The sequence below is a fragment of the Paenibacillus lactis genome (assembly GCF_017873605.1).
Classification (GTDB): domain Bacteria; phylum Bacillota; class Bacilli; order Paenibacillales; family Paenibacillaceae; genus Paenibacillus_AQ; species Paenibacillus_AQ lactis.
Map to the genome: position 1 here is coordinate 150,425 of NZ_JAGGKI010000003.1, position 13,518 is coordinate 163,942.

At 52.4% G+C, this 13,518-nt stretch carries 15 protein-coding genes and 1 pseudogene; 10 read left to right on the forward strand and 6 right to left on the reverse strand.

Annotated features, from left to right (window positions below):
• The first annotated feature begins 10 nt into the window (after positions 1-10).
• Positions 11-703, forward strand: a complete 693-nt coding sequence (locus J2Z18_RS06325; protein ID WP_210094392.1) for an effector binding domain-containing protein — start codon at positions 11-13, stop codon at positions 701-703.
• Positions 704-751: 48 nt separating this feature from the next.
• On the opposite strand, the gene fabV is transcribed toward J2Z18_RS06325, so the two are convergent.
• Both fabV and J2Z18_RS06335 read right to left on the reverse strand, forming a co-directional pair.
• Positions 752-1,942, reverse strand: coding sequence for an enoyl-ACP reductase FabV (fabV, locus tag J2Z18_RS06330; RefSeq protein ID WP_007127340.1), 1,191 nt, complete (start codon positions 1,940-1,942; stop codon positions 752-754).
• 241 nt (positions 1,943-2,183) lie between these two features.
• A pseudogene (locus J2Z18_RS06335) lies at positions 2,184-2,952 on the reverse strand (exodeoxyribonuclease III).
• Between the two features lie 254 nt (positions 2,953-3,206).
• On the opposite strand from J2Z18_RS06335, the gene J2Z18_RS06340 reads away from it, so the two are divergent.
• Positions 3,207-3,350: a hypothetical protein gene (locus J2Z18_RS06340; RefSeq protein ID WP_007127338.1), complete on the forward strand. Its 144-nt coding sequence runs from the start codon at positions 3,207-3,209 to the stop codon at positions 3,348-3,350.
• A 198-nt stretch (positions 3,351-3,548) separates the two neighbouring features.
• Here the strand turns inward: J2Z18_RS06340 and J2Z18_RS06345 are convergent, their stop codons facing one another.
• Both J2Z18_RS06345 and J2Z18_RS06350 read right to left on the reverse strand, forming a co-directional pair.
• Positions 3,549-3,923 carry a VOC family protein gene (locus tag J2Z18_RS06345; RefSeq protein WP_007127337.1) on the reverse strand — a complete coding sequence of 125 codons (375 nt, stop codon included), beginning with the start codon at positions 3,921-3,923 and terminating at the stop codon, positions 3,549-3,551.
• Positions 3,924-4,021: 98 nt separating this feature from the next.
• The gene (locus J2Z18_RS06350) at positions 4,022-4,723 is read right to left on the reverse strand and encodes an RNA polymerase sigma factor (protein WP_007127336.1); all 702 of its coding nucleotides are present in this window, start codon (positions 4,721-4,723) and stop codon (positions 4,022-4,024) included.
• A 316-nt stretch (positions 4,724-5,039) separates the two neighbouring features.
• Here J2Z18_RS06350 and J2Z18_RS06355 point away from each other — a divergent pair, with 316 nt between their 5' ends.
• From J2Z18_RS06355 to J2Z18_RS30995, 5 genes are all read left to right on the forward strand, one after another.
• Complete coding sequence (locus J2Z18_RS06355; protein WP_210094393.1) at positions 5,040-6,506, forward strand: spore germination protein; 1,467 nt, start codon at positions 5,040-5,042, stop codon at positions 6,504-6,506.
• The gene (locus J2Z18_RS06360) at positions 6,503-7,672 is read left to right on the forward strand and encodes a Ger(x)C family spore germination protein (protein ID WP_007127334.1); all 1,170 of its coding nucleotides are present in this window, start codon (positions 6,503-6,505) and stop codon (positions 7,670-7,672) included. The genes J2Z18_RS06355 and J2Z18_RS06360 overlap by 4 nt, the downstream gene beginning before the upstream one ends.
• Before the next feature lie 14 nt (positions 7,673-7,686).
• Positions 7,687-7,881, forward strand: a complete 195-nt coding sequence (locus J2Z18_RS06365; protein ID WP_007127333.1) for a hypothetical protein — start codon at positions 7,687-7,689, stop codon at positions 7,879-7,881.
• A 23-nt stretch (positions 7,882-7,904) separates the two neighbouring features.
• On the forward strand, positions 7,905-9,002 hold the full coding sequence (locus J2Z18_RS06370) for a GerAB/ArcD/ProY family transporter (protein WP_210094394.1): 1,098 nt from the start codon (positions 7,905-7,907) through the stop codon (positions 9,000-9,002).
• A 293-nt stretch (positions 9,003-9,295) separates the two neighbouring features.
• Positions 9,296-9,379 (forward strand): putative holin-like toxin, encoded by an 84-nt coding sequence (locus J2Z18_RS30995; protein WP_223260591.1) that lies wholly within the window; start codon positions 9,296-9,298, stop codon positions 9,377-9,379.
• 175 nt (positions 9,380-9,554) lie between these two features.
• Here J2Z18_RS30995 and J2Z18_RS06375 read toward each other — a convergent pair whose 3' ends face one another.
• Positions 9,555-10,415, reverse strand: coding sequence for a DUF421 domain-containing protein (locus J2Z18_RS06375; protein ID WP_007127331.1), 861 nt, complete (start codon positions 10,413-10,415; stop codon positions 9,555-9,557).
• 163 nt (positions 10,416-10,578) lie between these two features.
• On the opposite strand from J2Z18_RS06375, the gene J2Z18_RS06380 reads away from it, so the two are divergent.
• The 3 genes from J2Z18_RS06380 to J2Z18_RS06390 all read left to right on the forward strand — a co-directional run bounded on the left by J2Z18_RS06380 (position 10,579) and on the right by J2Z18_RS06390 (position 12,676).
• Positions 10,579-10,785 (forward strand): DUF1657 domain-containing protein, encoded by a 207-nt coding sequence (locus J2Z18_RS06380; protein WP_007127330.1) that lies wholly within the window; start codon positions 10,579-10,581, stop codon positions 10,783-10,785.
• Between the two features lie 176 nt (positions 10,786-10,961).
• Positions 10,962-11,924, forward strand: coding sequence for a sugar kinase (locus J2Z18_RS06385; protein ID WP_144877822.1), 963 nt, complete (start codon positions 10,962-10,964; stop codon positions 11,922-11,924).
• Between the two features lie 89 nt (positions 11,925-12,013).
• Positions 12,014-12,676: a bifunctional 2-keto-4-hydroxyglutarate aldolase/2-keto-3-deoxy-6-phosphogluconate aldolase gene (locus tag J2Z18_RS06390; RefSeq protein WP_007127328.1), complete on the forward strand. Its 663-nt coding sequence runs from the start codon at positions 12,014-12,016 to the stop codon at positions 12,674-12,676.
• 141 nt (positions 12,677-12,817) lie between these two features.
• Here the strand turns inward: J2Z18_RS06390 and J2Z18_RS06395 are convergent, their stop codons facing one another.
• On the reverse strand, positions 12,818-13,423 hold the full coding sequence (locus J2Z18_RS06395; RefSeq protein ID WP_210094395.1) for a YitT family protein: 606 nt from the start codon (positions 13,421-13,423) through the stop codon (positions 12,818-12,820).
• Between the last annotated feature and the right edge of the window lie 95 nt (positions 13,424-13,518).

The following is a 13,518-nucleotide window of genomic DNA, read 5'->3' on the forward strand; positions in this document are numbered from 1 at the left end:
CATCGATTCCATGCCGAAAACCGAACGCATGCTCAAGGTCATGCAGCGCGTCTATGAGAAGCGGAGCTTCACCGTCGGCGAAATAGCCGAGGAGTTTTCGGTCTCCTACCGTACCATGCTCCGCTACCTCCATGAGCTGTCCGAGCTGGGCGTCCCGCTGTACGCAACGGAGGGCAAGCACGGCGGCTATTCCATCCTGACTTCCCGCCAGCGGCGGGAGCTGGCAGAGCATGACACGGAAGCTGTCAAGCGGGTGGTCAAGCCTGGAATCCTGATCGTCGGTTTGGAGATGAAAGCACCCTTTACCGCCTTCTATATGACACATACCCTCAAACCCAAGCTGTGGCAGGAGCTCGTCAGCCGCCTGCATGAAATCCCGTACCGCCGGTCCACGCCCCGGCCTTCCTATGTCGCCGCGGTTATGAATCGGCAGCAAATCTATCATTACGTCGCCGGTATCGAAGTGACGGCGCTGGGGAGTCTTCCCGAAGGGATGGTGAGTCTGGCGATACCGGCTCAGGAATACGCGATGTATACGCATGAAGGCCGCTCGGACAGGGAGGATATCGACCAATCTTATGCGTATGTCCTGCAGCGGATGAAGCAGCTCGACATGAATCCGGATCCCGGATGCTATGCCTTGGAACGTCGGGACGACGCCGATGCTTCGGTCATCCGGATGTTTATCCCGATAAAAAGATAGCAGGCAGTTCCCCTTCCGGGGAGCCTGCCTGCCTGTTCATGGACGAACCTAGATCGCTTTGGGATTCTCCACGATCGGATTCACGTCCGCATCGTAATCGACGCCGTCGGTCTCAAATCCGAACAACTGGAAAAACTCGCGGCGGTACCCCGCCAAATCCGTCAGCTCTTCAATGTTATCGCTGTCGACCTTGCTCCACAGCTCAGCAACCTCCTGCTGGACGTCCTCGCGAAGCTCCCAGTCGTCAATGCGAATCCGGCCTTTCTCGTCGACCGGAACATCCTTCCCAGCGTACAAACGGTCAGTGAAGAGACGATAAATCTGCTCGATGCAGCCTTCATGCAGCCCCTTCTCCTTCATCACCTTGTACAAAGCGGAAACATACAACGGCACGATCGGAATCGCCGAGCTTGACTGCGTAACCAGCGCTTTGCTGACCGTCACGTAAGCGCGGCCTCCGCGACCCGCGAGCGCCTCGTTTAGCTTCAGTGCGGTATCCTCCAGATGATCCTTCGCTTGACCGATGGACCCGTCCCGGTAGATCGCCTTCGTAATCTCGGAGCCAATATAGGAGAACGCAATCGTGGTGGCATTGTCCGCCAGCACGCCTCCTTCCGACAGCGCCTGGATCCACAGCTCCCAGTCTTCGCCGCCCATGACCTCGACGGTATTTCGAACTTCCTCTTCGGTAGCCGGCTCAATCGTTACTTCGGTAACTTCTCCCGTATGGAAATTGACCGTTTTATTCGTGTAGGATTGGCCGATCGGCTTCAGGACGGAGCTGACCGTCTCTCCGGTCCGCGGCAGCGTCCGGCGCGCGGAGGCCACGCTGTAAACGACCAGATCTACCTCTCCAAGCTCCTTCTTGATCAGCTCGACCGTCTTCGCCTTGGTCTCCTCCGTGAATGCATCGCCGGTTACGCTGAAGGACTTCAGTCCCGCCGCCTCCGCTGCCTGCTCAAAAGCAGCCGAGTTGTACCAGCCTGCCGAAGCGGTGCGCTTCTCGGTTCCCTGGCTCGGACGATATACTCCTACCGTGTTTGCCCGTGCACCAAACGCAGCGGCGATTCTCGCCGACAATCCGTATCCGGTGGATGCCCCGATCACAAGTACATTACGGGGACCTTGTATGCCAGGCTGTTTCAGCACGTAATCGATCTGCTCCTGAACCTGCGCAGCGCAGCCGACAGGGTGCGACGTCGTGCAAATAAATCCGCGTGTTCTAGGTTTAATAATCATGATTTAGTTCCTCTCTTTACACTCATTATCGTTTCAAATGATACGTATGTATCCCGATTGTCCCTTTCTATTGTAACTGTTTTTTTCAAAGAGGAAACCTTTTGACGGCAAAAATAAAATACCCCCCTTCTAAAATCGATCGGGGATTTGCCCCCGCCATTCATTAAAAGAGAGGTACTTGGCTGATTACTACTACCATGCTATGCAGCCTGGCCGAATCTTATTATTCCTTCTTCCGGGCTTACGCCTTCAGTTCCTTGCTGACCGTCAGCCGAACCGGGCAATGATCGCTGCCCAGCACATGACAATCGATTTCGGCATCGACCAGCTTCTCGGACAATCGGGCCGATACGAGGAAATAATCAATTCGCCAGCCGATGTTCCGTTCCCTGACCTTGGCCATATACGACCACCAGCTGTATACATCCGTCCTGTCCGGATAAAAGAATCGGAATGAATCGATAAAGCCTGCTGCGAGCAGATCGGTCATCTTCCCGCGCTCCTCCAGTGTAAAGCCTGAATTGCCGAGATTGGACTTCGCGTTCTTCAGGTCGATCTCCTGGTGGGCGACGTTCAAATCGCCGCAAATGATGACCGGCTTGACCGCATCCAGCTGCTGCAAGTAACGGCGGAACCGTTCCTCCCACTCCAGCCGGTACGAAAGCCGGCTCAGGTCGCGCTTGGCGTTCGGCGTATAGACGTTCACCAGGTAGAAATGCTGAAACTCCAGCGTAATGATTCTTCCTTCCGGCTCCTCGTCTTCCTCGATCCCGTAACGGACGGACAGAGGCTCCAATCGGGTGAACACGGCCGTTCCCGAGTATCCCTTCTTCTGGGCGTAGTTCCAGTACTGGCGATAGTCGGAGCCTAACTCAAGCTCCGATCTGCCCTTCTTGAAGCTTCGTTTCCTGCACGCAAAATATATCCGCATCCGTCTGCTTGAAATAATCGAGAAAGCCTTTATTCACACAGGCACGCAGCCCGTTCACATTCCATGACACCAGCTTCATATTGGGAACCTCCATGATATCCGTATCTTTTCGTTTGCTGAATCTATGAATCTACTAAATTCTATAATGGTATCATGACTCGGCGGGAAGGGACAAGGCAGCTTTACGCATTCATTTAAACTTCATGAACGAAAAAGGAGCTTTCCCGTGCATAATCCCGCACCGAAACTGGAACAACATAAACGTTTGCGATCGTTTCGCTTATTCGAAGCGCCCGCAATTCGATGGATATTTCGCATAAGGAGGAGTACAGCATGACAGGAAGAAACAGTAAACCTAAGAACGACGGTCCGTCCAGCAGTCCTGAACGTTTGGACCAATACGGCGATAAGCTGGCAAACGAGAATGAGGAAGAGTTTACTTCGGCGGCCGAGGAGCACTGCAGGGATCAGGACTAGCGATGGATATCGCCAACATGCATTCCTTATAATTCAATAACAAAAACACCCGTCCATGCGAAGGTGTTCGGATCCCTGTCTTATAAACGGGGAGCCGTCCCTTGCAATGCAGCGGGTGTTTTGTTGCTGTAGCGGTATTTTTCTTTTTAAATTCAGAGCCAGCTTTCCTGTCTGTGCATGCACCGCCGTTCCGTTTGGTTAAGCTGTTACGCCGTACCGGTTGCCGTCGGGGTCCGTCAGGGAGAAGCCTTTGAACCCCTCAAAATCCTCAATATCGCCCACATCCGCTCCCTTGGCCTTCAGCTGCCGATGCATTCCTTCAACATCCTTGGCATGAATGTTGAAATACTGTCCTACACCGTAATTATTTTTAGGAAACACCGGCTGCTTTATCTCATCGGAACGCACCAGACAAAAGCTCACCTTCTCATCGTTCATTCGCATGACAATCGCTTCGGGTTCATCCGTATGAATGATCTCGAGTCCCAGCATCTGGGCATACCATGCCGCAGAACGCCTCAAATTACTCACCGGCACAAAGATACCTACGCCGTACAATTGGGGTTTGGCCAATCTCCAGTCTCCTCTCTCATTACGAGTTTGATTGTGTTCCAACACCTAAATAACGATATTTCACGTTAGAACCAAACAATCCTCCCCAAAAAACTTGCTTACTCCGTAATCATCCACACATTCCCGTCCGGATCCTCCATATAAAATGCAAGAGAACCGCGAACCCGTCTCAATCTGCTGATTCGGATGCGCAGCTTGGTCAATTGGAGGTATGAAGCACAGATCGCTTTCGGATCCCTTCTCCGGAAAGCGTCCACGAGCGCGTCCATATCCAGCCCTTCGGCTGCATCCGCATGGGTCCTCACTTCCGGCTTAGCTTCAATGCCTGCCTGCTGCAGCTGGTGCAGCTTTCTCAGCCTGGCCCGTGCACGGCCGAGCGACACTTGTACCGTCCCTTCCGACATGGAGAGAAAATCAGCCGTTTCCCCGGCTGTGAAATCCAGCACGTCCATCAGCAGCAAAATGACCATCGCGCGTGGAGATAACCGGTCTGCTAATGTCTCCAGAAGCTCCCTCGTTGATAATCCGCCATCCTCGCCGGGTCTGTCCTTCAGCTCCTCATCCGTAACGCTCTTGACGGATTTCTCTTTCCTCAATCGGTCTTTCCATGCATTGCTTGCTATTCGATATAAATAGGCATTGGTAATTGGCCGATCAGGCTTGATTTCAACCGCCCGCATCACTTTGATCATCGTTTCCTGCAGAAGATCTTCAGCTTCCCAGCGTTCCCCGGTCACATGCAGACAGTATTGATGCAGCTTGGCCTGAAGAGCGGGTACATCCAGCGCATATTTTGACATCACAGCCCACCTCGCTAACTAAGTTCTCTGGAAGCTGAAGTTTTCCTGCACAAATTTCGGATGCAGTTACTTATAAACGAAAAATGCGGTAAAAGCCCCTTCCATCAAGAGCCGCCTGCCCGGTTAACACCGCAATCAACAAAACGTGCATTTTTCATGCGTCAACTTCTCTGGAAGTTCAGGTATAAGTTGCTAAGAGTACGGCATCCTAAGAACAAATCTCTCCATGATCCACGGATATCGCCCTCAATCGGCGGCAATGCCCAATCATTCACTCATTCTTTACTCTTACTAATCTGAAAGGGAGGGAGCATAGATGAGATCCAGTGCCAATGTAAAGAGCGAACTGCTTGAGAATGTCAAAAGCCGGCTTTCCGGCTGCGGGGATGTAAGCTATCAGTCCTTGAGGCTTCATGGGTCTGACTGCACGTTGATATTTATAGGGCCCATCATTGACTTTAGCTCCTTGCACGGGCATATCGTCACCCCTTTGCTTAAGGAATCGGCCAAGGTTGAGCATCATTTCGATGATTTTATCGACCGGCTGGACCGGGGAGATTTGCTGTCGATTCCATTCGAACGCTCCGATTCAGCAGAGCATATTGCCAACGCGATCGTCGAGGGCAGCGCGGTTCTTCTTATCGAGGAGACCGCGGAAGCTTACCTGTTCGATATTGTGTTGTATCAGAAAAGAGCCGTATCCGAATCCCAGAACGAGCTGGTCGTGAATGGCCCTCAGGAAGCCTTTATCGAGGATATCAGCACCAATCTATCGCTGCTGCGCCACAAAATCAGGCACCCCGACCTGAAGACGATCCGATTCCAAATTGGAAGGTATACCAAAAAAGCCGTGTATATGGTTTATATCGAAGGATTGGCCAAGCCGGAGGTTGTACAGGAGGTCAATCAGCATCTCGCTGCGATCGATATTGACGGAACATTCGGGATCAGCACCTTATCTGAGCAGATGAAGGAAGGGGTACGGTCTCCGTTTCCCCAGTTCCAATATACGGAGCGTCCCGACTCGGTAGCGGCATCGCTCCTCGAAGGCCGGGTGGGCATCATGCAGGACGGGACGCCGTCGGCTCTCATCGTACCGGTAACCTTGATGTCGCTGCTGCAATCGTCCGAGGATTACTACCACAGCTTCTACTCCTCAAGCTGGATTCGGCTTGTCCGGTTCGCGTTCGGACTCATGTCCCTGCTGATGCCTTCCTTGTATGTGGCCATCACGACATTCCAGCCCTCCATCATTCCGACCGATCTGTTGATCACGATCTCGGCGTCAAGGGAGAATATTCCGTTCACGGCGCTGGCGGAAGCGCTCATTATGGAGCTGACGTTTGAAGCGCTTAGGGAGGCGGGCACCCGCATTCCGAAACCCGTCGGCCAGACGATCTCCATTATCGGAGCAATCGTCATCGGACAAGCGGCGGTCGAGGCCGGCATCGTCTCCAACCCGATGGTTATCGTCGTATCGATTACGGGCATCGCTTCTTACATCATTCCTAATTTTGAGCTCGGGCTGGCTTTCCGCCTTCTGCGCTTCCCGATCCTGATTCTGGGAGGAACGCTCGGGCTCATCGGCGTATTCGCAGCTGCATTTCTGGTGTACGGCCATTTGGCTTCCCTGAAATCGTTCGGAACGCCCTATTTGCAGCCCATTGCTCCCCTGATCCGGTCAGATTGGAAAGACGCGTTTTTCAGGGCTCCTTCCAAAATGATGAAGAAGCGTCCGAAAACCTATGCTTCTGGAAACAACACAAGGAGACAAAAGCCATGAGAGCGTTAGTCCTACTTCTCCTGGTCATAACGCCGCTCTTCACCCTTGCCGGCTGCGGATTCATGATGACCAAAGTCGAAATCAACGAACAGACTTTCGTGTTTGCGATGTACATCGACAAAGGGAAGCAGCCTAATACCGTCGAGGTTACGATCAGCGCCCCGCTGCCTAACCGGCTGACTTCAGGTTCCCAGGCAGGGGGCCAAGCAAGCGGGGATCCGTATGCGATGGTTACCAAAAGCTCCGTTACCGTTCAGGATGCACTGAGTTTAATTCAGCGGGATTTGACTCGTCGCTTCGACTTCAGCCATACACGAGCCGTCGTGGTTGGTCATCGTTATGCAGAGGACGGCTTGCACGATCTGATGGACTGGTTTCAGCGGGAGCCGACGACGGACCTCGATACCTACCTGTTCGTAGCACCGGGAAAGGCGACACAAGTAGCCTCCCTGACCCCCGTCTTCGAGCAAATGCCTTCCGAAGTTCTGGCCCGGATAGGCGATCAGCATAACGTCATCGGCACGACTTTTCTGGATTGCCTCGTCGCGGCATCGGCCAACCAGGGCTATGCGCTGACCTATTTGAGCGCCGGCATGAAGCCCATGATCGCCGATCAGGGCAAGCCGGAGCCTTGGGTCGGCGTTCATGGAACCGCGCTATTTCAAGATCACAGGCTTCGTACCACCCTTCCGCTAGAGCCTTCGCTGACGATCAGCTGGGCTGAAAATCAGCTAAGGGGTTCTTTATACACGGTGAGCTGGGATAAATCCGGAAAAGCGAGCGTGTATCTAATCCAAAACCGGGCGAAGAAGTCGGTAAGGTTGGTGGACGGCCGTCCCGTGTTTACGATCAAGCTAAAAGGAATCGGCGATGTCATATTCAAGAGGAACGGCATTCAGACGGATTCGCTATCCGCCAAATATGCCATCGAACGGGAATTGAACGAGGTGATCAAGGAGCACCTGGCAACGGCCATACGCACCTCTCAAAGGGAACGCGCCGACATCCTGCAGCTCGGCATGCTCCTTGACTGGAACTATCCCGATTATTGGGAGAAGGTTCGAAGTAACTGGTCCCAGGCTTATGCCAACGAGGCTGTAATCGAGATCGTAGCGGACGTCAAGGTCCGTAATTTCGGTTCCGTGCTCAAATCCAAGCCTGAATAAGGAGGCATCAGGGGATGTTATTCTTTGTGTTTTTAGCGTATTCCCTACTGGAATGGTTCGTTGCTAGGCAAAAGCCGGGCCGCGAGAAATGGACGGTGCTCGCTCTGATTGTCGTCATGTCGATATGGAGCGCGTTCGCGCTTTGGATGAACGGATGGCCGACCCCGAACCAGCTGATTCGCTTTGCTTTTGGCTGGCTTGACCAATAACTTTGAAAGGAGCCCTTTTCGCGATGGTGAATAAAACCCCTTGGCAATTGTTCCGATTCGCCTTCGTATACCTGAATGCGATCCCGACAGGATTTTTAGTTACCCCTCTGCTGTGGGGCTCGGCGTACTTGGGATGGATGGCCATCCTGATTGGATGGGGCGCCAACTTGATCCTTCTATGGTTCACCGTCAAGGTTGGGCGCTGGGATCCCGACCGCTCCTGGATCGACTTCGGCCAGGACCTGCTGGGAAAATGGATCCACTATCCGATCATCTTGCTGATTCTCTTCTGGTCCGTCAATTATATCGGGCTCGATATCGAGGGCTTTACCCTATTCTTCGACACCAATTACATGCGGGAGACGCCGCAATGGTTCATCATCTTGATCGTCGGCCTCGTCGTCACCCTTACCGCGCGTTGGGGGATGGAGACGCTAGTTTATATCTCCGACGGGCTGTTCATTGTCATTGTGCTGACGATTTTGCTCATGAACATGTTTTTTTTCCAAGATGCGGACTTCAATATGGTACCCGCCATGTACAGACATCATAACTACGGGGACGTCTTTAAGGATTCGCTGACCACCCTCGCCTATATCGCGGAATGGGTCGTGTTTCTGTTCCTCGCCCCTTACCTTCAAATCGATCGGAAGGCATTCCGAAACCTTGCGGCCGCAAGCGCAATGGTTGCACTTGGCGTATTGCTCCAGTGGGCCTCCTCCCTGCTAAGCTTCGGCCCCTATATCGGCCGGGAGCTGCAGTACCCGCTCGTGGAATTGCTGCGGGCGGGAAAAGGGTTCCTCGGCAATTCCGATCCGTTCATGATCGGATTGTGGAGCAGTTCCATGTTCCTGCATAGCGCATTCCTGATCCATATCAGTGTCCGGTGCCTTGCCAAGCTGCTTGCGCTAAAGGAAATGGACGCCACGCTGATTGCGGTGATCGGCGGAACAGGCTCTATCCTGGCGTTCCAATATTCCAAGAACCCGGTCCTGTTCCAGCAGGATTTTAGTTCTTCCTCGATGATTGCGTTTTTCCTTCTCGTCGAATGCATTCCGATCCTGTATTGGATCGCCTCCCTTTTTCGCAGAGGAAGGCGACAGCGGCGAAATGCAGCATGATCTTATGACCGCTGGTCGTTAGTAACACCCGGATAAACAAAATAGATAGATAGGTGGGAGGCGGATGCTACCTCCCTTCCATTTTGTAAACGGCAAGCCCTATGAATCTCGGCGGATGAATGCATGTTACCATCAATCGCTTGATCTACCGCTGGTTGTACCGAAAAATTTAACAAAAATTAGAATTTTTCATGAAAGCGCTTCCCGAAAATAGTTCTTTTATTGTAAGAAATTGGCATATTATATAGTACAGTAGAACCAGCAAACAAGGGTGGCAGCGGGAGGTGATAGGCATGGGCGTGAATGAAGCATTGGCTCTAATGATTTCGTTCGCCACTCTGGTCGTTTCGATCCTTGCTTTCCATAATAAGAAATAGACCCATCCCTCAGGAAGATGAATCTATTTCTTGTGTCTGGGCAGGAGCAAGCATTCAGCCGCCCTGTAAGCGGTGTCTGCTGTACCCCCGGAGTCGGCGGCATCCGGCTCCGTTTTGTGATACACAAAAATATCCTATTCCGTTTTCGGCGGCATTATGACTGGAGATCTTTTTATCAAGTATTCAGAATGGGCTTAACCTCCTGCAGAATACGGGCCATCTCTTTGGCGCTTTCCTCGTACATCTTCTTGGCCGCCTTGTCCTTGGTGTTTAAGCTGAACAGCTCCAGATCCGCCTGGCATTTCTTCAAATTCGCGAACAGTAAGGCTCTCTCCTGGTTCTGGGGCTGCTGCATTTGGTCGTCATATAAATCAATGGTCAATCCGCCAAAGGTATCCACTTGTGCAAAGTACACATCTTTGAGCTTGACGCCCTGCTTGTCCAGTTCATCCTTAAGCCAGCTTTGGCTGAACCCCATGACGCGCAGCGGCTCATCCAAAATTTTACCGTCCATAATGACCGCCTGCGGCATTTTTTCAGGGGCAATCTTAACGCCCAAATCCTTCGGCGTGACCGGAAGCGTATCACGCTTCTGCAGCACGGTGATATCCCCGCTGGACTCCATGATGGCAAATTCGACGTCAGCAATCTGGAAAATGTCCTTCTTCCGCAGCTGCTGCATGAGATCATCGGATGTCAAACGTTCTTTTTTCATATTGTCTTCCAAAACTTTGCCGTCCTTGATGAGCACCGTAGCTTTAAAATCGATAAAATCCCTTACCTTCTTGCTCTTCATTTGGGAGTATTCAATCAGCAAAGAGCAGAGCACCCACACTCCCAGGGCAATCAGTCCAAGATACCAATTGGCTTCCAAATCGAGCGAGATGTAAGCAGCCAAGCTGCCGATCGTAATTCCCGTTAAGTATTCGAAAAAGGACAGCTGCGTAACCTGCCGTTTACCAAGGGCTTTGGTCAGCAAAAACAGAACAATTACAGCACACAGCGTCCGTAGGATAATTTCCAGCCATTGCGGCATAAGAGTGCCCTCCAATCCTTGATGGGTTGTCGCGATATATCATCTTTATAAATTATGGACAAAAGTACGCTATGAAATCACGCCACTATTTTCCTGTCCGTCTTAAACGCATGTTCCTGGCCGAAATGTGTACATTAGTTCAAGAAAGGAGTGATAACAAACCATGACCGTAGCATCCGATGTCAAAACCTGCCTCTCTTCCTTGAAAAGCGCGCAAGCCAGCCTTGAGCAGTTTGCTCTGTCCACACAGGATGAGAACGCTAAGAACATGTTCACCCAAGCGGCTCAGCAAACCCAGCAGATCGTAGACCAAGTAGCTCAGCGCGTGCAGCAGCTTGAACAGGAGGAGCCTCAATACAAAGGCTTCTAAATCTCCCGCATCAACAAAACATCTAAATAGGATTCGGCGTCTTGGCCGAAGCTCACCCCCGGACCATTCACGGTCAGGGGGTTGTTTATTATGTTGGGAACTTTAATATTGAGTTATCCCCCATGGCAAGGTAAAGTGTTAAAATAATGGTATTGTTTATAAAGGGGGCAGCATGTATGACGAGTGACACACCAAAGCTGGATGTCATCACATTCGGCGAGTCGATGGGATTATTTTATCCGGAAGGGCCCCGGGGCATCGGCCAAGGAGGAAGCATGGCCCAGTCCTTCGGCGGTGCGGAGAGCAACCTTGCAATCGGTCTTGCGCGGCTTGGGTGCACGGCAGGCTGGTTCGGCAGACTCGGTCGCGATCCGGTCGGCACCGGCATTTTGAAAACGCTTCGGGGAGAGGGGGTCGACGTTTCAAGGGCTACCCAGACCGATGAAGCGCCGACAGGAATTATGCTGCGGCAGACCGTTCGCGGACAGTCCTCCGTTTACTACTACCGCAAGGACTCTGCGGCAAGCAGGATGACCCCTGCGCATGTGGATGCCGAATACATAGCACAAGCTAAGATCGTTCATATCACCGGCATCACTGCTGCCCTAAGCGGCAGCTGCCTGGAAACGATCCGGCATGTGGTATCCCTATGCAAGGAGCATGGCGTCCGGATCAGCTTTGATCCGAACCTGCGACTCAAGCTGTGGAGCATAGAGGAGGCTCGTCCCGTCTTGCTGGAGCTTGCGGCTTCCTGCGATTATTTCCTTCCTGGATATGACGAATGCAAGCTGTTGTTTGAGACCGAGGATGAAGAGGTCATTACCGAGCAGCTCCGGAAGCTGCCGGGGATGAGCATAATCAAAAGCTTCAACGGAAGCAATGTGATTGTGCACAGAGAACAGACGTATTCCCTTCCGTTTGAGAAAGTGGGCCAGGTCGTCGATACGGTAGGTGCTGGAGACGGGTTCTGTGCCGGCTTCCTCGCCGGAGTTGCTAAGGGCTGGTCGCCGGAGGAAGCGCTCTCGTTAGGCGGTCTGACCGGATCGATGGTTATCCAGGCTCCAGGCGACTGGGAAGCCCTTCCGACTTGGGACGAAGTGCTGCAGCGCCGCGGACAAGCCGCCCACATCGAGCGTTAAGAGGCATAGGCTGTTTTACGTCTTTCCACTCCAGCAGTGTTTACGCTAGGCCTTGATCCATTCATTTAATAACCGATAGGAGTGTTACTATGAAGAAACTCAGACTGATCCAACAAATTCATGATGCCGGCGTCGTGGCGGTGCTTCGCGGGGACTCGCCGGAAGAAGTCGTCGAGGTCGCCCAGCGTGCCATTGAAGGCGGTATCAAAGTGATCGAAGTGACGATGACCGTTCCGTTCGCCACCGAAGCAATCACCCGGCTGGCAAAAATGTATTCCTCGGAGGATCCGCAAGCCGACAATTATGCCATCATTGGCGCCGGCACCGTGCTGGACTCGGAAACCGCAAGACTGACCATCCTGGCCGGTGCGGAGTTTGTCGTATCCCCTGGCTTTGACCGGGACACCATCATGCTCTGCAACCGCTACCGCGTTCCGGTAATGCCGGGGGCCGTCACCGTACATGACATTGTCGCCTCCCTAGAGCTCGGTGTGGATGTCATTAAGCTGTTCCCGGGCAATCTGTACTCGCCATCCGTGATCCCATCCCTTAAGGGCCCGCTCCCGCAGGCGAACATTATGCCTACCGGCGGGGTGAACCTCGATAACCTCCATGAATGGATCAAGGCCGGTGCATTTGCAGTCGGAATCGGTTCAGATTTAACCAAGGATGCGATGAAGAGCGGCAACCTTGATCTGATTTCGGAGAAGGCCCGTGCATATATCGATGCATTCAAGAAGACCAAGGCCTAACTTGTACGTATGCAAAAGGACTGCCGCGCATTCGCTGTGGCAGTCCTTTTTTAGATGATGTCCCCTCTTCTCTTCCCCGCCGACGGCTTGCTGCGTGCATTCAGAAGCGCCGTTCCCGCAGTGCTTGTTGAAGCACGCCGATCATAACCTTCTCGTTCTTCGATGACCATGCTTTAGCGTACAAAGCCCGGTTGCCACGCCCCCAGACAAGATCGTGAAGATGGAGTTAACAAACGTATTGCCTGAGAGAACAGCACCTCCGATGCCGATGATCACCGCATCCATCAGCAGAATGATGATTCCGACATTCAGAGGCACATACTTGGACAGAAAATGCGCCAGCAGGTCCGTTCCCCCCGTACTTGCGTCATTTCTTAGCATCAGACCAAGGCCTGTCCCGATCAGAGCGCCGCCAATCATGGCGCTGGGTATGGCGCCGGGGGCAAACACACGTAATACATCCCCTTGATACGGGGACAGCAAATCGATGACAAACGAAGAGATCAGCATGCCTGATAAGCTGTTGTAAAATATTTCACGATTAAGGACCCAAGCCGCAATGAATATGGGGACACTGCACAAGATGATGACAAAGCCGATATGTAGGTCAAACACATAATTAGCAATGAGAGCAATACCGATCACGCCGCCATCCAGCACTTTTTGCGGGACAAGAAAGAAATTGGTCCCCATCGCGATCAGGAAGCTTCCGATCACGATGATGACATGTTTTCGAAATGACAGCATATCCAACAGCTCCATTTATAAGGCATGTCTCATTTATATGCTCGTCAAATCGAAAAATTGCGGCCTTATCCTTGTTGATTTCAAAAAAATTCCAC